Origin of the sequence: Streptomyces sp. BHT-5-2 (assembly GCF_019774615.1) — a bacterium.
Classification (GTDB): domain Bacteria; phylum Actinomycetota; class Actinomycetes; order Streptomycetales; family Streptomycetaceae; genus Streptomyces.
Window position 1 is genome coordinate 2112017 of record NZ_CP081497.1, and the last position, 20373, is coordinate 2132389.

Consider the following 20373-nt stretch of genomic DNA (forward strand, 5'->3'; position numbering starts at 1 on the left):
CACGGCTTGGCCCGGTCCGGCCGATTCCCCTGATTCCCCCCCGCTTCGTACGGAGGCCGCGGTGCCCGACCGGTTCCGGTTCCCACCCACACCGACTCGCCCGGAGTTCAACGAGATCGGCGGGATCGGCTTCACCGACCCGTACCAGTGGCTGGAGGAGGACAGCGACGCAACGCGCGCCTGGGAGGCGGCGCAAGACCGGCTCGCCCGCGACCTGCTGCACACCGACCCGCCCTGGAGCCTGGCGCTCGCCGCCACCCGACGGTTCAACGCAAGTGCGCTGCACCACCGCCCGCCGGAACTCCACGGGCGCCGCTGGTTCGTGGAGCACGTGCCCGAGGGCCGCGCGCTTCCGGTGCTCGACGTCGCCGATTCCCCCGACGTGTCGACGACTTCAGCCTCGGCCCGCCGTGTGCTGGATCTCGCCGTGGAGACGGCGGGGCTGCCCCTGCGCGAGCCGGCCACCATGCAGTGGCAGCCGTCGCCCGACGGCGGGTTGCTCGCCTACCAGTTCTCCGGCCCCGGGCGGGAAACGCTGTTCCGTGTCCGCGACGTGGACTCCGGTGAGGTCCTCGTCGACGGGTTGCCCGAGACGGGCGTCTACCGGGTCGGCTGGCTGCCGGACGGTCGGCGGTTCTTCGTCGTGGTCATCGACGGGGAGCGGCCGCAACGGTGCCCGGGGCTCTTCCAGGTCACCCTCGCCGCGTCCGGCTCGCGGCCGACCGTCTGTCGGGAGGACCTGCCGTCGGAGTTCCCGGCCCGCGGGGTGAGTGTCTCCGCCGACGGTCGGTGGGCACTGGCTCATGGCCCCGGCAGGCCGTACTACGTACGCGACCTCACGGCGTCCGGCGCGGAGTGGCGGCCGTTCCTCCGGGGCTCCCGCTCGGTGTTCCGCGGTGGGATCGTCGGCGACGAGTTCATCGCGGTCACCGACGACGGCGCACCGTGCGGAAGGGTCGTCGCCCTGCCGTTGTCCGGCCCGGGCCGGGACCGCAGCGGCTGGCGCGAACTGCTCCCACCGGGAGACACGGTGCTGTTCTCGATCACCCCGGTGGGCCGGGAGCTGGTCCTGGCCGAGCTGGCGAACGGCGCGACCCGGCTGCGCCGGATCTCCTGCCAGGGCGCACCCCTGGGCGAAATCCCGCTCCCCGAACCGGGGATGGCATGGCCGGGCGGCGGCCGGGACGGTGGACTGGTCACACCGGCCGGCAACGGTTGCACCTTCGCCTTCTCCTCCCTCACCCGGTCTCCGGCGGCCTATCGGTACGATCTGGCCACCGAGAGGCTGCTGCCGCTCAGCGAGCCGCGAGCCGTCGTCGCGGATGCCGTGACCCGCAGCGGAACCGCACACAGCGCCGACGGAACGGTGGTCCCGTACAAGATCGTCGCCCGCGCCGACGTCGATCTCGGCACGCCGCAACCGCTCATCATCAGTGGCTACGGCGCCCTCAACATCGCCTGGCCACCGGCTTACCTGTTCGCGCTGCCCGCAGCCTGGGTCGAACTGGGCGGCGTCTACGTCCACGCGCACCTGCGCGGCGGCGGGGAGTTCGGCACCGACTGGTGGCGCGCGGCCCGCCGCGAGACCAAGCAGCGCACGTTCGACGATCTGCACGCGGTGGCCACCGACCTGATCCGCCACGGCCACACCACACCCGGGCGGCTCGGCGTCTTCGGCTACTCGATCGGCGCACTGACCGCAGTCGTCGCGGTGACCCAGCGCCCCGACCTGTACCGGGCGTGCGTGGCCGCGCTCCCCGTACTGGACCTCCTCCGCTGCCGGCGGGATCCGGTCACCATGGCCGACATCGTCTCCGTGGACTTCGGGGACCCGGACGACCCCACCGACGCGGCCGTCCTGCACCGCTACTCCCCGTACCACCAGGTGCGCGACGCCGTCGGCTACCCGGCCGTGCTCCTCGACTGCGGGACCGCCGACCGCAGTTGTCCCGCCTGGCACGGCCGCAAGATGGCAGCCCGCCTCCAACGGGCCACGTCTTCACGGCATCCGGTACTGCTGCGGATCCGGCAGGCCGGACACACCGTGGAGATCTCGCCGGAAGATGCACTACTGCGCGAGGCCGAACAACTGGCCTTCCTGATCGGCGAGCTCGGCCTCGACGTCACATAGCGCGGCGACTGTGCGATGGCGGCTGATCGAGGAAGGACGCCGCCGCACGGCGGTGTGGCCGACGGCCTGCCTCTCGCGGCGCACTGGGGACCCGACGACCTCGTCCGCGCCTGGCAGTAGCCGGGAGAGCGGCTTGGTTTTGTGTGCGGGGCTCAGGGGGCCCAGTGCCGGTAGGCCTCCACCCACGCCCACCCTTCAGGCGCTGGTTCGGGTAGCGGCAGGTCGAGGATGCCGATCGCCTGGCGGTGCCTGCCGCGTTTGCAGAGAGCGACGATGCCGCTGCCGGACCGAAGTTGGAGGGCGGTGACGGTGACCGGGGCACCGAGGACGGTGGTGTCGAACGGGAGGGCAAGGCGGTCTTCGAGTACCGCGTGGAAGGCGTCGAGTTGTTCGTCCTCGTCATAGGCGTCCACGATCGCCTCAGCGACCATGGCATCGAGTTGGGCCGCGGTGGGCTTCCTCATGACCTACGCGGCCTCCTTCCGCTGCGGACGAGTTCGGCGAGGCGGGTACCGACCGGGGTCACGCTGGGCAGGGGCTCACGTCCGTAGTGGCGCTTCTTGCGGCGACGTAGCAGCGCTTCGCCGTCCCGTTCCCAGGTGAAGGCGGGTTTGCGCAGGAGCGTGCGGAAGACGGCATCGGCTCCGCCGGGGTGCCGCCCCATACGTCTGGCGAATCGTGGACCCTGCGCGAAGGCCACCAGCTCGCCCTTGAGATCCCCGCTCCGCGCCACCAGCCGCTCGACCTGGGGGAACACCGTGGAGGAATCGCTCTGTCCCACGTACTCTGCCTGTCTTCCGCTGTCTGTTCTCCGTGTTGTGCTTGCTGTCGCAAGCCGTTGGCGTCACGACCTGACGATCGGCCGGGTCCACGCTGCGCGGACAGGGCCTAGGAGCCCTGCGCGCGGTCGACGTATTCGAAGACCGAGCCGTCGGGATGACGGGCAATCAGATTGCGGCCGATGGGGGTGGACAGCGGCCCGGCGATGATGTCCGCGCCGACCGCGGTGAGATCGGCCACCGCCTCGTCGACGTCCTTCACGGCGAGCGTCGCAGTGATCTTCCGCAGCACCGACAGCTCCGCCTCGGGGCCGCTCATCAGGAAGAAGCACCCGACCGCGGCGACCGCCACCCCGCCCCGCTGGAAGCGGATCGCCTCGGCGCCGGTCAGCCGTTCGTAGACCGTGACCGCGGCATCGAGATTGCCGACACATACCCGAAGAGAGGTCCCCAGAATGTCCATGTGAAACAGCCTAGTTGGGCCGCCTGCGACTGCGCGAACCCTGAACGCGGTGTGATCGCGGTGTGCCGGGAAGGTGGAAGCGGGGTGGCGGCAGTGTCGCCTGCGGTGCTGACGCTACGTCAGACACGGCACCGGATTTCGCCGTGCAGCATGGCGAACCAGCCGTCCTGCCGAGTGCCCCACTCCCGCCAGGCCGCGGCGATCCGGGTCAGGTCGTCCTCGGTGGCGTGCCCGCCGTCGATCGCGATCTCGGCGTAGGAGGAGGCCACCGTGCGCTCCGCCCACAGATCGGACCACCAGGCTCGCTCCTCGGGGGTCTGGTAGCACCAGGTGCCCGCGGTCGCGGTGATGTTCTCCTGCGGGAAGCCGGCCCGGCGTGCCCAGGCGTGCAGTCGGCGTCCGGCGTCCGGTACTCCGCCGTTGGCGCGGGCCACCCGGCGGTACAGGTCCAGCCAGTCGTCCATGCCGTCCACCTCCGGGTACCAGGTGAAGGTGGCGTAGTCCGCATCGCGGGCGGCGACGATGCCGCCCGGCTTGGTGACGCGGCGCATCTCGCGCAGCGCCTGCACCGGATCGCCCACGTGCTGCAGGACTTGGTGGGCGTGCGTCACGCAGAAGGTGTCGTCCGGGAAGTCCAGGGCGTGGACGTCGCCGGTCGTGAAGCGGATGTTCTCGACTCCGCGGGCGGCGGCCGTGGCGCGGGCCTGGTCCAGGATGCCGGGTGCGTGGTCCAGGCCGGTGACCTGACCGTCCGGCACCAGGGCCGCCAGGTCGGCGGTGATGGTGCCGGGGCCGCAGCCGATGTCCAGGATTTGCATGTCGGGCAGGAGTGAATCCAGCAGGTACCCCGCCGAGTTGGCGGCGGTGCGCCAGGTGTGCGAGCGCAGTACGGACTCGTGGTGCCCGTGGGTGTAGACGGCGGATTCCTGCGGCATGGTTCGGCTCCTTCAGTGACATCGGGGGCTGCCGCACGAGGCCATGGCGAACCGCGGCCGAGGTGCGGGCGCCCTGCGGCGTACTGCTTCACACGGTACGCGGGTGTCTCGTATGACGAGAGATGCGTCTTGCCATGTGGACGTCGCGTCGGGGTGGGGCGGGGGAGGGGTCCCGGGGGGAGGGGGAAGTGTCGGGCGGCGTTTGTCGAGTGCGGTGGTGAGTTGACGGAGACGGCGAGTGGGACGGCGTCCAGCGGCGGCATGGGTGACCTGAACCCGGGGAGGGGCGAGGCGGGCGGGGCCGAAGCCGATGGGTTGTTGGGGGCGGTTTGCCGTGCCGGGGTGGCGGCAGTTGGTGTTCCGGGGTGCGGGCGGTGAGTTCTGTGTGCTCTGCTTCAGGCAGGGGCGCGTGCCTGCGCGGGCCGTGTGTCGGTACGGGAGGGTGGCGGAACGGATGTCGTGGGTGGTTCGGCGGCGGGAAGATGTTGATCTTGACGTCTGTGTGGCGGTGCTCGGTGAGGTGCACGCGCACAGCGGCTATCCCCATCACTGGCCCGACGATCCGGTTCGGTGGCTCACTCCCGAAGGGCTGACGGCTGCCTGGGTCGTCGAGTCGGGCGGGACGGTGTTCGGCCATGCCGCGCTGTGCGGACATGAGGTCAGCCGGCTTTACGTTGCGCCCGGCGCCCGGGGGCACGGACTCGGCACGCGGCTGATGGCCGTCGTCGAGGCGGAGGCGGCGGCTCGTGGGCTGCGGCTCGTACTGGAAGTGAAGACCTCCGACACGTCGGCCGTTGCGCTGTACGAGCGCCGGGGCTGGGTGCGGCGCGGCACCGAGCGTCAGGAGTGGCGCATGGCACGGGCGGCACCGGAAGCGGTGGAGGTGGTGGAGGTGCATCGGTATGAGGCGCCGGTGGGTGGGGGGAGGGAAGTGGAGGTTTAGGAGGCGAGTGGCTTGGCGGTGTGTGTGGCGGGGGAGCGGGTGACGGTGCTCCATCCAGGGGTAGTGGTCTCGTTCGATCCAGGCGTAGTGGTCTCGTTCGCCGTCGTGTGGTCTCGACCGGCCTCGGCCGGTGGGGCTCGGCGACTTCCGGTCGTGGCCGGTGCGTCGAGGTGCGCTCGGTCGGGGTGGGGGCCGTTGGCCTCGGGGGCAGCGGTAACCCTCCGCTGACGTGTCGCCCCCCGTCGCCACCTCCCTGATCTGCGAAGGTGGTCGGGGCCGTCAATCATGTGATGGGCCCACGATCGACCGGCCGCCGTCGAGTGGAGGTACGGATGCAGCGGACCGCACCGGATCCGCAGCGGGAGCCGGATCCGGCCCCGCCGGTGGGTTTGCCGGTCCTCCCGGAACTCGCCGCGCATCTCGCCGCGGCGGCCGACCGCACCGTCCCCGAGCCCCCCGGTGGTTCCCTGCCCCTGCGCACCGCCGCCTGCGGCTACTGGGAGCGCCGCGGACTGTTCACCCCCGCCGACCGGGTGCTCGCCGCCCCTGGGGCGGCCGCTCTGCTTCTCGCCCTGTATGCCGCGACGGAGGGTGCGGTGCTACTGACGCGGCCGTGCGCCGAGTGGTACGCGCCGCCCGCCCGGTTGCTCGGGCGGGCGGTCCATGTGACGCCGGTACCGGCGGAGTCGGGTGGGCTGCCGGATCCGTTCGCGCTGCTGGAGACCGTACGGCGGGCCAGGATGCACGGCGACACGCCGCGCCTCCTCGTCCTGTCCGTCGCTGACGACCCGACCGGCACCTGCCCGCCGCCGGAGCAGCTGCACGAGGTGTGCGAGGCGGCCGCCGAGGAGGGGCTGTGGGTCGTCAGCGACGAATCGAGCCGGGATCTGCTGCACGATCCGCATGACACGGTGGTGCTCAGCCCCGCCGAGATGCTGCCCGGCGAGGTCGTGGTGCTGACCGATCTGCGGGCCGCCCTGCTGCCCGCCTCCTGGCCCGCCGCGCTGGCCCGTTTTCCGGGTACGCGACGGGGCGCCCTCCTGAGGGACGCGGTGCGCCAGACACTGGCCCGTCTGTACACGCCGCTCGCCGGGCCGCTGGCCCATACGGTCACCCATGCGCTCGGCGAACCGGACGTCGTACGGGAGCGGACCGCGACCGCGGCCCGGGTGTACGGGGCACTCACGAGGGCGCTGCACCGCACGCTCACCGGGGCCGGGGCGCTCTGCCGTCCGCCCCATGCGGGCAGCCGTCTCTACGCCGACCTCGAACCGTTGCGGCGTCCGCTCCGGGCCCGTGGCATCACCGGGTCGGTCGCGCTGGAGGGGGAGTTGGCGCGTTGGGGGGCTCGCGGGGGACATCGTTTCGAGGATGATCCGGACGCCCTGCGGGTGCGGCTGGGGGCGGACGTTCTGCTGGGCGCCGACATCGGGTTGCGGCAGCGGGTGCTGGATGCGGCTGATCCGCTCGAACTGCCGCATGTGCGGGACGGGTTGGGGGAGTTGGCGCGGGCGTTGGCCGAACTGGGCGGCGGTCCTTCTTCGCCCGGCCCGGGGGCGAGGGCGGGGGAGGACGGCGAGGGTGGCGGGGGCGGCGGGGGCGGGGTGTCGCCGGACGGGGGGTCGTTCGTGGGTGGTTGGGGGACGGACGTGGAGGGGAGCGCGGGGAGTTGATGCTTCGTCAGGGTGTGGGTGCGGGATGTGCCGTGGCCTCCGTGATCGCCACCGGCTCCGCCTCCGCCTCCGCCGTTCCGAACTCCGCCACCGCCGTGACGGACTCCGCTTCGTTGCCGTTGCCGTCCTCCCCTTCATGCCACAGGCACGACGCACCCGATCGCCTCGTGACTCCGGTTCCGCCCGGCCATCGAATGGAGCTCCTGGATGACCGAACAGACCGAGCGCTCTCTGACGGGGCGCTCCCTCGACGAAACCTCCCGCGGGGGCACCTCGCGTGCCGAGCCCTCCGGTGCCGAACGGGGGCCGCATACCGACGACCGCTACGAGGGGGACCGTCAGGAGGGGGAACGCCCCGACGGGGACCGTGACGTCGTTGCGGAAGCGGCCAACAGCGGTGGTGGGGACGGTGGTGGTGGGTCCGTGGGGACGGCGGCTGCCGTGCGTACCACCACCGCCGCGCTTCCCGAGACCGCGCCGCCGCCGCTCGCCGAGCCGCGACCCCTGGGGGAGCCCCGTACGTGGCCCCGGGACTTCACCGACCGGCTGACCGCGCCGCTGCCCGGTGTCCGTGCGTTGGCCCGGATCGCGCGGGAGGGCAAGCTCCGCCCGGCACCCGAGACGCTGGAGCAGATCCAGCAACTCCCCTTCGAGCCCGGCCCGATGCCGGACGCCGGGCCCTCGACCATCGCGCTGACCTGGGTCGGACACGCCAGTTGGGTCGTCCGGATCGGTGGGCTGACCGTCCTCACCGACCCGGTGTGGTCCCGCAAGATCCTCGGGACGCCGGCCCGGGTCACCCCCGTAGGGGTCCGCTGGGAGGACCTGCCCCCGATCGACGCCGTCGTCATCAGCCACAACCACTACGACCACCTGGACGCGCCGACGCTCAAGCGGCTGCCGCGGGACGTTCCGCTGCTGCTCCCCGCGGGGGTCGGCACCTGGGCCAGGCGGCGCGCGTTCACGCAGGTCACCGACCTGGACTGGTGGGAGGCGGTGGAAGTGGCCGGGCCCGGCGGCCCGGTGCGGTTCGACTTCGTGCCGGCGCACCACTGGAGCAAGCGGACGCTCACCGACACCTGCCGCTCCCTCTGGGGCGGCTGGATGCTCACCGCCCCTGACGGACGGCGGATCCACTTCGCGGGGGACACCGGTTACGGCCACTGGTTCGAGGAGATCGGGCGCCGCTACCGGGACATCGATCTGGCGCTGGTGCCCATCGGGGCGTACGACCCGCGGTGGATGTTGCGGCCGGTGCACACCGACCCGGAGGAGGCCGTACGGGCCTGCCAGGACCTGGGAGCGCGGATTCTGGTGCCGATGCACTGGTCGACGTTCCTGCTCTCCGCCGAACCCCCGTTGGACCCGTTGCACCGCATCCGGGCGGCCTGGGCGGCGGCCGGCCGTCCACGGTCCGACCTTTGGGATCTTCCGGTGGGGGCGTCGAGGGTGTTGGGGGAGGGCTGACGGCCTTGTGCTGCCGGCCGGTCGGCCGGTCGGCGTGTCCTCATCCGTTCCGCCCGCTCCCCGACGTTCTACTCCCTGGCGTTCTACTCCGCGACGCTCTGCCGTCAGCTGTCCCCTTCGACCGGCCGTTCTTCCCCGTTCGCAGGCACTCCGCCGCTCCTGTTCACCGCGGCCGTGTTCGTCCCGTTCGACGGTGCAGGGCGACGGAGCCGGCGCCAGACGGTCGGGAGGGCGCCGAACAGCACCGTCAGGGCGAGGGCCGCGGCCACGCCCTGCCAGGGTTCGGGGAAGAGGGAGCCGCCCAGCACACCGATCAGCTGGTAGGTCGCCGCCCAGGCCAGGCAGGCGGGCAGGGCGCCGCGGACGAAGCGCCGGGGCGGCATCGCGGAGAGCAGGCAGGCGAGCATGACCGGGACGCGGCCGGCCGGTATCAGGCGGGAGAGCACCAGCACCAGCACGCCGTGCTCCCGCAGCCGGTGCCGGGCCTGGGCCAGGCGCTCGGGGGCGGCGCGGTCGCGCAGCCGGGCCAGCCAGCGGGAGCCGTTGCGGGAGCGGACGCCGCGCCGCCCGAGCCAGTACAGCCCCATGTCCCCGATGAACGCGGCACCGGACGCGACCGCGAAGACGAACAGCGGGGCCAGCGGTGAACTGTGGTGGAAGGCGACCGCGGCCGCCGAGCTGACCACCGCGCCGGTCGGGACGACGGGCACCAGCGACCCCAGCACCACCAGCAGGAACAGCGACGGGTAGCCCACCGCCTGTTGCGTCGATTCCGGCGGGACGTGGGTGATCACCTGGTGCAGGCCGTCGGCCAGCGCCGTCCCGAGGAGGGCCGTCCCGGCCAGTGTCGGCCCGGTGGGCGTCATCGGGTGGTCCTCGGGCGCACCGACTCGCCGTGGCCGAGCCGGTGCACCGTGACCTCCGGCGCGACCAGCGCGGTCTGCCGCTCGAACTCCTGGCCCGGCGAGTGGAACTCGTGCGGGCGGACGGCGTCCAGGCCGATCGGCCAGTACGTGCCGTAGTGCACCGGGACGGCGCTGCACGGGGCCAGCCGGGACGCCGCCACCGCGGCCCGCCGGGGGTCGAGGTGGCCGTGGCCGAGGAACGGCCCCCAGCCGCCCACCGGCAGCAGTGCCACCTCGCACGGCCCGACCTCGTCCGGCAGCTCCGGGAACAGTCCGGTGTCGCCGGCGAAGTAGGTGCGGGCCGCGCCGTGGATGACGTAGCCGAGCGCGGGGACGCGACGGGGGCCGCAGGGGAGCCGCCGGCCGTCGTGCGCGGCTCGCACCGCGCGGACGGTCACCGCGGGGGCGGTCACTGTGGGGGCGCCGATCCGGCATTCCTCGCCGGGTCGCAGTTCGATCAGCGGCAGGTGCCCGGCCGCGGCTACCCGGCGCAGTCCCGGGACGGCGGCCGGTGCGCCGTACGGGACGACCAGCCTGGTGCCGGGGGCGAGCCTGGCGAGCGAAGCGGGGTGCAGATGGTCGGCGTGCAGATGGGAGATGAGGACGGCGTCGGCGCGGGCCGCCTCGGGCGGTGGCAGTGCGCCCCGCCGGCGGCGCAGGTGGGCGAGCCGGGCCACGAACAGCGGGTCGGTCAGCACCCGCACACCGGAGTCCTCGACCGTCACCGTGGCGTGACCCCACCAGGTGACTTCCACCGACTCCGCGGATTCCCCGGATTCCACGAATCCAGCGGAGTCCGCCGACTTCGCCGACATGCTGTGCCCACCTCCGTTCCGCCCCCGACCGATCCTCCCCCATCCACCCGAGAAACCAACGCCGGGGCGCACCCCCGGCCCCTGCGCCCGATCCCCACACCCCACCGCCCCGAGATGGCACCCTTGGCGCGAATGCCCGCCCCGTCGGAGCGGTGGGCCCGAGTGCGGATGCGAATGCGGATGCAGATGCGGAGGACGGGACGGGTGCGGACCGTGCGGTGGAGGGCTCTCGGTGGTGCGCTGCTGAGGGTGCTGGCCGTCTGGGCCGTCTCCAGCCTGACCCTGCTCGCGCTGGCCGCGGTGCTGCCCGATTTCCGCCTCCAGGCCGACGGCGGCGAGAGCCTCACCCGTACCGCGCTCACCGCCGCGCTGGGCGCCGGCGCGTTCGGCCTGCTCAGCGCGCTGGTGTGGCCGCTCCTGGTACGTGCGTTGCTGCTGGTGCCGGCGCTGGTGCTGGGGTTGCTGGTGTTCTTCCTCAACGGTTCGCTGCTGCTGCTCGCGCTGGGCGTGATCCCGGAGGGGCGGGGGCAGACGACGCCGGAGACCGCGGTGATCGTGGCGGCGGTGATGTCCGCGGCGTCCTCGGCGACCTCCACGTTCCTGGCGGTGCGCAACGACGAGGCGTACCGGCGCCGGCTGGTGCGGCTGGCCGGCCGGCGGGGCAGGCGGGCCGACGGGGGTCGTGGGCGGGTCACGCCCGGGACGCTCTTCCTCCAGCTCGACGGCGTCGGTCACGACGTGCTGCGGGCGGCGACCCGTGGTGAGCGGCCACTGATGCCGACCGTCGCCGAGTGGCTGGGCACCACCCACCGGCTCGCCCCGTGGCGCACCGACTGGTCCAGCCAGACCGGCGCCAGCCAGCTCGCCATCCTGCACGGCAGCAACGAGGACCTGCCCGCCTTCCGCTGGTACGAGAAGGAGACCGGCGACGTCATCGTCAGCAACCGGCCCAGCAGCGCCGCCGAGCTCCAGCGCCGGGCCGTCGCGCGCACCGGCGACGCCGGGCTGCTCGGCCACGACGGGGCCAGCCGCGGCAACCTCTTCAGCGGCGGGGCCGACCAGGTCGCACTGGTGATGTCGGTGGCCGCCCGGCGCGGCCGGTACAACCGCTCCCGGGCCGGCTACTTCGCGTACTTCTCCGACCCGGCCAACGCCACCCGGACCGCGGTCTCCTTCGTCGCCGAGGTCCTCCGGGAGGTCGGCCAGGCGCTGCGCAGCCGCTGCCGCCGCGAGCGTCCACGGGTCGGGCGCGGCGGCCTCTACCCGGTCATCCGGGCGTTCGCGACCGTCGTCGAGCGCGATGTGGTGGTCGCGGCGGTCGTCGGCGACATGCTGGCCGGCCGCACCGCGGTCTACGCCGACCTCGTCGCCTACGACGAGGTGGCGCACCACTCGGGTCCCGGGCACCGCGACACCCACCAGGTGCTGCGCCGCCTCGACCGCAGCATCGCCCTGATCGCCAAGGCCGCCCGGCACGCGCCCCGGCCGTACCGCGTCGTGCTCCTCTCCGACCACGGCCAGAGCCCCGGCGCGACCTTCCGGGACCGCTACGGGCTGACCCTGGGCGACCTGGTCCGCGCCGGGTGCGGGCTGCCGGTCCGGCGGCGGGTCGGGCGCACCGCCAGCGGCGCGGAGGCCCGGGAGGCGGCGCGGGCGGCGCTGGGCCGGCCCGAGGGGACGGCGGACGGCGACCGGCGTGGGGCGCACCCCGTGGTGCTGGCGTCCGGCAACCTCGGGCTGGTGTCGTTCCCCGACGTCCCCGGCCGGCTCACCCGCGAGGAGCTGGACCGCCGGCATCCGGCGCTGCTGGACACCCTCGCCGGCCACCCGGGCATCGGCTTCGTCCTGGTCCGCTCGTCGGCGCACGGTGCGGTGGTGCTGGGGCCGGGCGGCGGCGAGCACCACCTCGACACCGGGCGGATCATCGGCGCCGACCCACTGGCGCCCTTCGGGCCCGGCGCGGCCGAGGCGGTCCGCCGCACCGACCGGTTCCCGCATGTCGCCGACCTCATGATCAACTCGGTGTGCGATCCGGCGACCGGGGCGGTGCACGCCTTCGAGGAGCAGATCGGCTCGCACGGCGGGCTGGGCGGGCCGCAGAGCCGGCCGTTCCTCCTGTGGCCCGTAGAGCTGAGCCCGCCGGTCCCGGACGGGGCGGTGCCGACCGGCGCCGAGCAGGTGCACCGGGTGCTGCGCCGCTGGCTGCGGGAGGCGGACGGCCCGCAGGCGCCACTCGGTGCGGGCGCGGAGGCGCCGCACCGGCCGCTCGGACCGGAGGCGGACGACCTGCGGCGCTAGGCCGGACCTCCCGAAGGTTTTGCCGGTCGGCACCCCCCTCGCGGGACAAAACCCGGTGATTTTGCGGGGGCCCTCCCGTCGCCGACCATGGCTGCGCCCGGTAATCCCGGATGAACAGCGCACGACGAGAGGCCCACCACGCCATGCACGACCGGCATACCCGCCGTTTCGGTCTGGGGACCGCAACCGCCCTGGTGATGGGCAACATCATCGGTGGCGGCATCTTCCTGCTGCCGGCTTCGGTCGCCCCCTTCGGCACCGTCAGCCTGGTCGCCTTCGGTGTCCTCACCCTCGGGGCGATCGCCCTGGCCCTGGTCTTCGGGCGGCTCGCCCAGCGCCATCCGGACACCGGCGGGCCCTACGTCTACGCGCGCGAGGCGTTCGGCGACTTCGCCGGGTTCCTCTCCGCCTGGTCGTACTGGACGATGACCTGGGTCAGCAACGCCGCACTGGCGGTCGCCGCCGTCGGCTACGTCCATGTGCTCGTCCCCGGCCACGCCTCCCGGGGCATGGACCTGATGGTGGCGCTCGGCGCGCTGTGGCTGCCGGCCCTGGCCAACTTCGCGGGCACCCGGTACGTCGGCGCGGTGCAGTTGGTCTCCACGGTCCTGAAGTTCGTGCCGCTGCTGTTCATCGCCATCGTGGGGGTGTTCTTCTTCGACCCGCACAAGCTCGGGGCGTTCCACGAGGGCGGCGGCAGCACCATGGGCGGACTGTCCGCGGCGGCCGCGATCCTGCTCTACAGCTATGTGGGTGTGGAGTCGGCCGCGATGAGTGCCGGCGAGGTCCGTGACCCGGAGCGCAACGTCGGCCGGGCCACCGTCCTGGGCACCGTCGGCGCCGCCGTGGTCTACCTCCTGGGCACCCTGTCGGTCTTCGGCACCGTTTCGCACGACCAGTTGGTCAAGTCCAAGGCGCCGTTCTCCGATGCCGTGGACGCGATGTTCGGTGGCCACTGGGGCGGCACGCTCATCGCGGCCGCCGCGGTGATCTCCATCGTCGGCGCGCTCAACGGCTGGACGCTGATGAGCGCCCAGTCCCCGTACGCCGCCGCCAAGGACGGCCTCTTCCCGGCGGCGTTCCTCACCAAGCGGCGCGGGGTGCCGACGTTCGGCGTGCTGGCCGCCGCGGTGCTGGCCACCGCCCTGACCGTGCTCAACTACTTCATCGGCAGCGGCGGCGTCTTCGAGATCCTGGTCCTGATCACCACCTTCTCGGCGACCGTCCCCTACCTCCTCGCCGCCGGCGCGCAGATCTACTTCCTGCTCTCCGGCCGCCGCGACAAGGTCCGCCCGGCCCGCTTCGCCCGCGACCTGACGCTCGCGCTGATCGCCTTCGGCTTCACCTTCTGGCTGGTGGCCGGCGCCGGCTACGCGGCGATCTACCAGGGCGTGCTGTTCCTCTTCGCCGGAATCCTGGTGTACGCGGTGATGGCCGCCCGCCGCTCGGCGGGCCGCGAACGCCCGCAGGACGAGGCCGAGAAGGCGGCGGAGGAGGCTGCGGAGGCGCCCGAGTCGGCGCCGCAGCCCGCCCCCGTGGCGGGCTGACCGCCCGGCTCCACCCCACCCCCGGTCCACCGGACCCGATGCCCCTGGCCGCACACCCGCGACCAGGGGCATTACCTTGCGCGTAATCGCCTCCCGTTCCTCGCTCCGGCAGAGTTCGGGCATCGGTTCACGGGCCGGCGCACTCCGGCCCGTGGATCGGTACCGACAGACCGTCGGTCACCTGACGTCCGGCACTCGCCCGGACACACGACGACGGCACCACGGCACGTACACCACGGCACGGACGCCACGACACCGATACCACCAGGAGTTCGCGATGACGCAGAACGTGCAGCAGGGCACCCAGCAGGCCATCGACCACGCGGCCGCCGCCGAGCGGTACCTGGCGGCGTGGAACGCCACCGAGGCGGGCGAGCTGGCCGGGGCGGTCGCCGCGGCGTTCACCGAGAACGCCACCTACACCGACCCGCTGGCCGAGGTCGCCGGGCACGAAGGGCTCGCGGCGGCGATAGCCGGGGCGCACCAGCAGTTCCCGGGCTTCGTCTTCCGGCCGCTGGGCGCGGTGGACGGCCACCACGACATCGCGCGGTTCGGCTGGGAGTTGGTGGCACCCGACGGCACGGCGCCGGTCGCCGGGTTCGACGTGGTACGCCTGGCAGAGGACGGCCGCATCCGGTCGGTGAGCGGCTTCCTGGACCGGGTGCCGGCGATGTGACGCATCCACCTCGTTCACGGGGTGGATTCCCAACTCACGTCGCCTGCGGCCCGGCGGGCGCGCAGGCGGGCCTACGGCGGCGCCCCGTCCGGAGAGATCTCGGCAGGGACGCCGCCGCGCACGGGGCGGTCACTGGCAAGCACTCCCACCGGCCTTGATGCGGTCACGCGAAGGCCCGCCGCTCCGACGGGGGAGAGCGGCGGGACTCGGCCAGCTGTTGGGTCCGATCAGCCGTGAGCCTCGGCGAAGGCCACCAGCCCGGCGAAGGCGTTGGCGGTCCGCCGCGGTTGCTCCAGGGACACCACCGGGACAAACGCCCCGGCCGCTGGCGGGACGGGCCGCTGTATGTCACCGGCCCCGACGACCCCCGCTCGTGCCTGCCTGCACCGCCCCCGATTCCCAACACGTTCCGGAGTTGAAGCTGGATCCGCACGGCAAGGCCCGTGCCCGTCACTACGGCCCTGGCCCGCGCCTGGAGGCCGCACAACAGGCGGTCCGCCAGTCCTTGGAGCCGTTCGCCGACCCCTACCAGCGCAGCTGAGCGCTGGCCTTCGCGATCGGCTCGCCGGCGCTGAGTGAAACGACGTCGAGGAATCCGCCGCCTCACCCGGCGGCGCCGGGATAAAACACCGCGCAGTGAGAGGCGCAGTCGAGTGCGGAAGATCCCTCGGGTAATGGCCAGGGAGGGCCCCTTGTAGAAGTCGTTTCTTTCGGCGGTGGATCTCTCTGATCGAATTCCGTCCGCTTCGGTCACCCACTCCGCTCCGCCCGTGCACGTTCGGTAGCCGCCGCGGTGTGCGGCGCGGTGCCCCAGGGGCGTTCGCGTGCACTCAGTGCATGGGCGGGGCGGCCTGTGGATGGGGCGATGACATCGAGCGAAAGGGGGCGTGGTCTTCCATAGGCGCCAGGCAATCTCTTGGCGCGGGCGGACCGTACATAAGGGTGTGCAGAGGTTGCAGCATATGGCGCATTTCAGGAGGCCACCAATGAACGCGCCAGTACTTCGGCGCGGTGCCGCCACCCTAATGGCCACCGCCATCGCGAGCACCGCCGGCGTCGCCCTTGCCGGTCCTGCCAGCGCGACCACGTCCTACGGTCACCCGCACCAGAACGTCATCGTGATCGTCGTGAAGGACTCGCGCCATTGCAGGGATTTCTATGTCGTCAAGACCGTCGTCGTCAAGAAGGATCGCAAGGTCATCATCATCAAGCAGTTCCTGAGTTGCGAATTCCGGAGGCACAACGGTTACTTCGCCAGAGATTTCTTCTTCAGGCACGAATTCCGCACACCGCACAAGGTGCACACGTTCAAGGCACCGGCCCGCGGGACAGTCCCGCTCAACCCTGCGAAGGTCCCGGTCGGTACCAACCCGACCCGCGTCTCGATCAACGAGCCGCGGACCCCGATGAACCTCACCTCCCCGCCCTCGCCCGGCAGCATCACCCCCGGGCACGTCAACGTGTCACCCGGCGGCATCATCGCCGGCTCCGGTGCGGCCGGTGCCAGTCTGGGCGCCGGAGGTATGACGACCGGCTCCGGTGCGGCGAGTGCGGGCCTGGGCGCCGGCGGTGTCGGCGCCGGCTCTGCCGGGGCCGGCTCCGGTGGGGCCGGTTTGAGCTCCGGTGGGGCCGGTTTGAGCATGGGTACCGGCGGCATGGCAGGGATGCGGTGAGTCGGCAGGCGGACGGACAAACAAACCGATCGATCGGAGGCTGTGGGACGGGCCCGGAAGCATGGGCCCGTCCCACAGCCGCCTGCGGCAACCGTAGTTACGAGTCTGCGGTCACGTCAGACCAACCCGATTGACGCCGCGTGGCCGTCGTGCCGTGCCGACTTCTGCTCATGGTCGCCGGCTCGGCGTGCGGTGTCGGCTGGCGGTGACGAAGCCGATCGCCGCGCCCAGTGTCGCCACCGCTTCCGCCACAGCGGAGGCCGTCTTCTGCGGATACCACTCGGGCTCATGCATGTTGGGCAGCGGTCCCAGAGAGCCCACGTCCACGTACCGGTACAGGAGGACCGCGCCGAGCGCCGAAGCGGCCACCAGGAAAGCGAACGCCCACGCCCACCGGTTCCGCCCGCTCACCAGCACCAGAACAGCCGCGAACACCGCCGCCGCTGCCTGGGCGCGGAACAGCGTCCCCTGGCTGACAGCGGTGCCTACCGGGTCGTAGGCATGCGCGAGATCGAAATGGACGTAGGCGTCGACAGCGAGCCCAGCCGCGGTGAGCAGCCGTAGCAACCACATCTCACACCCCCGGTACCATCGTCACCGGCAGCCAACTCGCCCTGTTCGAAGGACGCCGGCCGCCACGTCTTACGTCACGTCACTTCACTACGACCGTGCCGTGCATGAACTGGTGGATGTCGCAGCCATAGTTGAACGTGCCGGCGGAGTTGAACGTAAAGCTGTAGGAATCGCCGCCCCTGAGCACCGGCGAATTCAGCCCGCCCGCGCCGGTCACTGTATGCGGAGCTCTGTCCTCATTGATCCAGGTCACCGTGGTGCCCTTGCTGACGGTCAGGGTGGACGGCGAGAACGCGAAGCCGGCGATCGCCACCCCGTTGGCCGCCGCTGGTGCGCCCGGAGCAGCGGGCGCCATCGCGACCGTGGTCGCTCCTCTGAAGTACCCGTGCTCAGCGAAATGCCGGCCGTGTCCGCCACCTGCCCACGCACCCGCCGTGGAGAGGCTTGCGGCTGTGGCGGCAGCCACCAAAACGATCGCGATGCGACGGCGGCGAGTCCACTTCGAGGAATCCGTAACTGGTCTCGGTGTCATGATGTCGACCCAATCCAACTCTGGTGCGGGTCTATGCGCATCCCGCGAGGATGCGGGTCGCGCATCCGGACATAATCGACGATACTCTCCACGTTCCCGGGGCGTACAGCGGCTGTTGGGGCCGCAACGCCGCGACCGGACGTGACGACACGCTCCACAGACACCGCATCCGCGCAGCCCTCCGGCGGTACCGCAACCACGCCATCCGACCTGGCCACTCGCGTCGGCTTCCGCCGTCCGTGCGCCTGTACCGGCCCGGCCGCTGGGCGTAGTGGTCAGCGACGGCATGCTTCTCGGCTTCGCACGGTCCCGCACCGTCGGGCTGCCGGGCAACCAGGAGGAAGGCCGGGACCCGCCGTACGGAATTCTGTGCATGGTCGCCGAAGCATTCGGTAGTCACCGAGCCGAGTGGCTGGCAATCCAAGACCACCCGGTTCGCGTATACGAGATAGAGACGCGCATGACTGCATGGGAGGTGTGGCATTTGGTACTGCCGGAACTTCCTTGCTGAACCCTCGACTGGGAAGGCTCGGACAGGCGAGAGGAGTGCATCATGATCGCCAAGCTGCTCGGCAAGCTGTCCTTCACCCGTCACTACGGTGCGTACGGGGTCGGGTGGGATGCGTACACCGGCGAGGACCGGAAGTGACCGCACTGCCGGCGGGTGCCCTAGAGGTCCCGCCGGCTCCCCGTGAGCTGCCGGCGGCGCATCGAAGGATCCGCGGCCGTACATCTGCCGCTTGATCGTCTTGAACGGTTGATGTGGCCTTCGACGACGCCGGAGCCGTAGGTGAGAGTGAGGCCGTTCATGACGGGGTCGAGGTCCTGGACAGATCACCACGCGCATGGACTGGACCTGCTTCACGGATGGCGCGGGAGCCCTTTCGAGCGGAGTTGGCGTCACTGCTAGTGTCGTCGGCGTGCCTGAAAGCGGTGGGACGGCGTCCGCAGCCAAGGGCGTCGCCGACCACTGCTTCCAGGGAATGTGTTAATGCGTCTCGGGCGGATACTCGCCATCGTCGCGCTCATGGGCGCGCTCGCAGCCACGGCTGTCGGTGTTTGGCGTGGCGATACGTTGGGAATTCTCATCGGCATCGTCGTGGTACTCAGTACGGGTACTATCGCTGCTCTGGCCTGGCGAAAGCGCTGAGAGAAGCTGCACCGCTGTAGCGGTGTCAATGTGCTGATACGGGGACGTCATGAAGCAGCCGCAGAAGACCGTCATGGCAAGGTGCACCCTTGCCGTCCTGGCTGTCGCAACGATGGTGGCGGCGGTCCTGCTCTTCGTGCATCCGCAGTCCAGCGCGATACCCACTCTCGCGCTGTCGACGCTGACCGTCGCTGTGACCGCTGTACTGCGGTTCGCAGGTTGGATCGGGCAGCCTGCGGATCGGGACGGAAATTCCGCCTGACCCGGCGATCGGACTGCCGCTCGCATTGAGCGGGCATGCAGCAAGAAGCCCCTGTGGCAGCGTCATGTCGGCGCTGCCACAGGGTTTTTCGTGCGTGCGTGCCGTGGAGTGTCCGCGGTTCTCGGCAACCGCTCGTTGGCCGGAGGAAACCGTGGGTCGCGCTCACCCCGCCGCGTTGCGCAGATGCTCGGCCGTTTCGGGGTCGGCGGGCAGGAACGCCTCCAGGGCCAGCTCCGAAACGGTCACGTCCATCGGGGTGTTGAAGGTGGCGATGGTGGAGAGGAACGACAGCGTCCTGCCGCGGTGCTCGATGAGCAGCGGCAGGGCGAACGGCGGATGGTCGCCGTCGGCCGCGGTCTCCCGTCCGCCGTCCGGCAGCGGGTAGGAGCGCAGCTCGTCGTGGAGTGCCCGCAGCGGCGCGGAACGCAACAGTGCCAACTGTCGGTCCAGTTGGGCGAAGAGGTGTTCCCGCCACTCCAGGAAGTTGCGGATGCGGGGGGCCATGCCGCGCGGGTGGAGGGTGATCCGCATGGCGTTCAACGGCGGTTCGAGCAGCGCCGGATCGACGCCTTCCAGCAGTACGTCGACGCCTTTGTTGGCCGCCTGCACGTGGTACATGCCGTCGACCACCAGGGCGGGATAGGGGTCGTAGCCGGTCAGCAGCCGTTCCATGCCGGTCCGCAGCGCGGACATCGACGGGTCGTCCAGGGGTGTTTCGGGGAAGGCCGGGGCGTAACCGGCCGAGATCAGCAGGGCGTTGCGCTCCCGGACCGGAACGTCGAGGTGTTCGGCCAGCCGCAGCACCATCTCCTGGCTGGGGCGGGCGCGGCCGGTCTCGATGAAGCTGATGTGGCGGGCGGAGGAGTCGGCGCGCAGGGCGAGTTCCAGCTGGCTGATCCGGCGCCGGTCGCGCCATTCCCGCAACAGGGTGCCCACACCCGTCGTCGCCGGCGCGGACGCCGTGGCAGTCGTCATGGGGGGAAGGTAGTCGAACGGCTGAAGTTACCAGTGGTAACTTCCTGGTGTGGGTGGGGCGGAGCGGCCCGTCCGCACCCGAAAGCCCCCGCCCTCCTGCCCGTCCTAGTCCCCGTTCGCCCGCTCGTCCCCGCCCCTCCGTCGTGGACAGGCGCGAAACCGCCCCCGACGTGACAGGCTGGAACCGCCGCACCCCAGCGGCGGCGCACGGCACCCGGCGGAAGGCGAGCACGATGAGCGCACAGGTGGCACCCCTCGACGACGCGGAGATCCAGGACCGGCTCCGCGAACTCCCCGGTTGGACCGCCGACGGCGACCGCCTGCACCGCGGCTACCGCTTCGACCGGCACTTCCAGGCCGCCGCGATGGTCATGCACATCGCCCAGATCCAGGAGGAGTTGGGCCACCACGCCGACCTGACCCTGGGCTACAACACGCTGGGCGTCTCGGTGAACACCCACAGCATCGGCGGCCGGATCACCCACCTCGACTTCGGGCTGGCGCGCCGCATCGAGGAGATCGCCGCGGGGCACGGCGCCCGCTGACCGGCCGTCCGCCGTCGGGCGCGGTCCGTCC

General features: G+C 71.8%; 20 protein-coding genes. 11 read left to right on the forward strand and 9 right to left on the reverse strand.

What is annotated here, in order from left to right:
• The first annotated feature begins 61 nt into the window (after positions 1–61).
• Positions 62–2131, forward strand: a complete 2070-nt coding sequence (locus tag K2224_RS37045; protein ID WP_221911487.1) for a prolyl oligopeptidase family serine peptidase — start codon at positions 62–64, stop codon at positions 2129–2131.
• Positions 2132–2283: 152 nt separating this feature from the next.
• On the opposite strand, the gene K2224_RS37050 is transcribed toward K2224_RS37045, so the two are convergent.
• The 4 genes from K2224_RS37050 to K2224_RS37065 form a co-directional block, all read right to left on the reverse strand.
• Complete coding sequence (locus K2224_RS37050) at positions 2284–2595, reverse strand: calcium-binding protein (protein ID WP_221911488.1); 312 nt, start codon at positions 2593–2595, stop codon at positions 2284–2286.
• On the reverse strand, positions 2592–2912 hold the full coding sequence (locus K2224_RS37055; RefSeq protein WP_221911489.1) for a hypothetical protein: 321 nt from the start codon (positions 2910–2912) through the stop codon (positions 2592–2594). The genes K2224_RS37050 and K2224_RS37055 overlap by 4 nt, the downstream gene beginning before the upstream one ends.
• Before the next feature lie 107 nt (positions 2913–3019).
• Entirely contained in the window at positions 3020–3373 is a 354-nt protein-coding gene (locus K2224_RS37060) for a VOC family protein (RefSeq protein WP_221911490.1), read from the reverse strand.
• A gap of 119 nt (positions 3374–3492) precedes the next feature.
• Complete coding sequence (locus tag K2224_RS37065; RefSeq protein WP_221911491.1) at positions 3493–4308, reverse strand: methyltransferase domain-containing protein; 816 nt, start codon at positions 4306–4308, stop codon at positions 3493–3495.
• 454 nt (positions 4309–4762) lie between these two features.
• Here K2224_RS37065 and K2224_RS37070 point away from each other — a divergent pair, with 454 nt between their 5' ends.
• The 3 genes from K2224_RS37070 (at position 4763) to K2224_RS37080 (ending at position 8391) form a co-directional block, all read left to right on the forward strand.
• Positions 4763–5251, forward strand: coding sequence for an N-acetyltransferase (locus K2224_RS37070; protein WP_221911492.1), 489 nt, complete (start codon positions 4763–4765; stop codon positions 5249–5251).
• A 332-nt stretch (positions 5252–5583) separates the two neighbouring features.
• Positions 5584–6924, forward strand: a complete 1341-nt coding sequence (locus K2224_RS37075) for an aminotransferase class I/II-fold pyridoxal phosphate-dependent enzyme (protein WP_221911493.1) — start codon at positions 5584–5586, stop codon at positions 6922–6924.
• 207 nt (positions 6925–7131) lie between these two features.
• Positions 7132–8391 carry an MBL fold metallo-hydrolase gene (locus K2224_RS37080; RefSeq protein WP_260693711.1) on the forward strand — a complete coding sequence of 420 codons (1260 nt, stop codon included), beginning with the start codon at positions 7132–7134 and terminating at the stop codon, positions 8389–8391.
• A gap of 104 nt (positions 8392–8495) precedes the next feature.
• On the opposite strand, the gene K2224_RS37085 is transcribed toward K2224_RS37080, so the two are convergent.
• Together K2224_RS37085 and K2224_RS37090 are read right to left on the reverse strand one after the other, a co-directional pair.
• A complete protein-coding gene (locus K2224_RS37085; protein WP_221911494.1) occupies positions 8496–9257 on the reverse strand; it encodes a DedA family protein in 762 nt (253 codons plus the stop codon).
• On the reverse strand, positions 9254–10111 hold the full coding sequence (locus K2224_RS37090; protein WP_221911495.1) for an MBL fold metallo-hydrolase: 858 nt from the start codon (positions 10109–10111) through the stop codon (positions 9254–9256). Before K2224_RS37090 ends, K2224_RS37085 begins: the two co-directional genes overlap by 4 nt.
• A gap of 186 nt (positions 10112–10297) precedes the next feature.
• On the opposite strand from K2224_RS37090, the gene K2224_RS37095 reads away from it, so the two are divergent.
• The 5 genes from K2224_RS37095 to K2224_RS37110 all read left to right on the forward strand — a co-directional run bounded on the left by K2224_RS37095 (position 10298) and on the right by K2224_RS37110 (position 16305).
• A complete protein-coding gene (locus K2224_RS37095) occupies positions 10298–12409 on the forward strand; it encodes a phage holin family protein (protein ID WP_221912187.1) in 2112 nt (703 codons plus the stop codon).
• Positions 12410–12552: 143 nt separating this feature from the next.
• Positions 12553–13956: an amino acid permease gene (locus tag K2224_RS37100; RefSeq protein WP_221912188.1), complete on the forward strand. Its 1404-nt coding sequence runs from the start codon at positions 12553–12555 to the stop codon at positions 13954–13956.
• 277 nt (positions 13957–14233) lie between these two features.
• Complete coding sequence (locus K2224_RS37105; RefSeq protein ID WP_221911496.1) at positions 14234–14632, forward strand: nuclear transport factor 2 family protein; 399 nt, start codon at positions 14234–14236, stop codon at positions 14630–14632.
• 415 nt (positions 14633–15047) lie between these two features.
• Positions 15048–15173 carry a hypothetical protein gene (locus K2224_RS41145; protein WP_260693712.1) on the forward strand — a complete coding sequence of 42 codons (126 nt, stop codon included), beginning with the start codon at positions 15048–15050 and terminating at the stop codon, positions 15171–15173.
• 445 nt (positions 15174–15618) lie between these two features.
• Complete coding sequence (locus K2224_RS37110; RefSeq protein WP_221911497.1) at positions 15619–16305, forward strand: hypothetical protein; 687 nt, start codon at positions 15619–15621, stop codon at positions 16303–16305.
• Between the two features lie 168 nt (positions 16306–16473).
• On the opposite strand, the gene K2224_RS37115 is transcribed toward K2224_RS37110, so the two are convergent.
• Positions 16474–16878 (reverse strand): hypothetical protein, encoded by a 405-nt coding sequence (locus K2224_RS37115; RefSeq protein ID WP_221911498.1) that lies wholly within the window; start codon positions 16876–16878, stop codon positions 16474–16476.
• Positions 16879–16957: 79 nt separating this feature from the next.
• Positions 16958–17233, reverse strand: coding sequence for a cupredoxin family copper-binding protein (locus K2224_RS41150; protein WP_260693713.1), 276 nt, complete (start codon positions 17231–17233; stop codon positions 16958–16960).
• A gap of 1376 nt (positions 17234–18609) precedes the next feature.
• On the opposite strand from K2224_RS41150, the gene K2224_RS37125 reads away from it, so the two are divergent.
• Complete coding sequence (locus K2224_RS37125; RefSeq protein WP_221911499.1) at positions 18610–18822, forward strand: hypothetical protein; 213 nt, start codon at positions 18610–18612, stop codon at positions 18820–18822.
• A 162-nt stretch (positions 18823–18984) separates the two neighbouring features.
• Here the strand turns inward: K2224_RS37125 and K2224_RS37130 are convergent, their stop codons facing one another.
• A complete protein-coding gene (locus tag K2224_RS37130) occupies positions 18985–19797 on the reverse strand; it encodes a helix-turn-helix domain-containing protein (protein ID WP_221911500.1) in 813 nt (270 codons plus the stop codon).
• Between the two features lie 233 nt (positions 19798–20030).
• On the opposite strand from K2224_RS37130, the gene K2224_RS37135 reads away from it, so the two are divergent.
• Positions 20031–20342: a 4a-hydroxytetrahydrobiopterin dehydratase gene (locus tag K2224_RS37135; RefSeq protein WP_221911501.1), complete on the forward strand. Its 312-nt coding sequence runs from the start codon at positions 20031–20033 to the stop codon at positions 20340–20342.
• Positions 20343–20373: the final 31 nt, after the last annotated feature.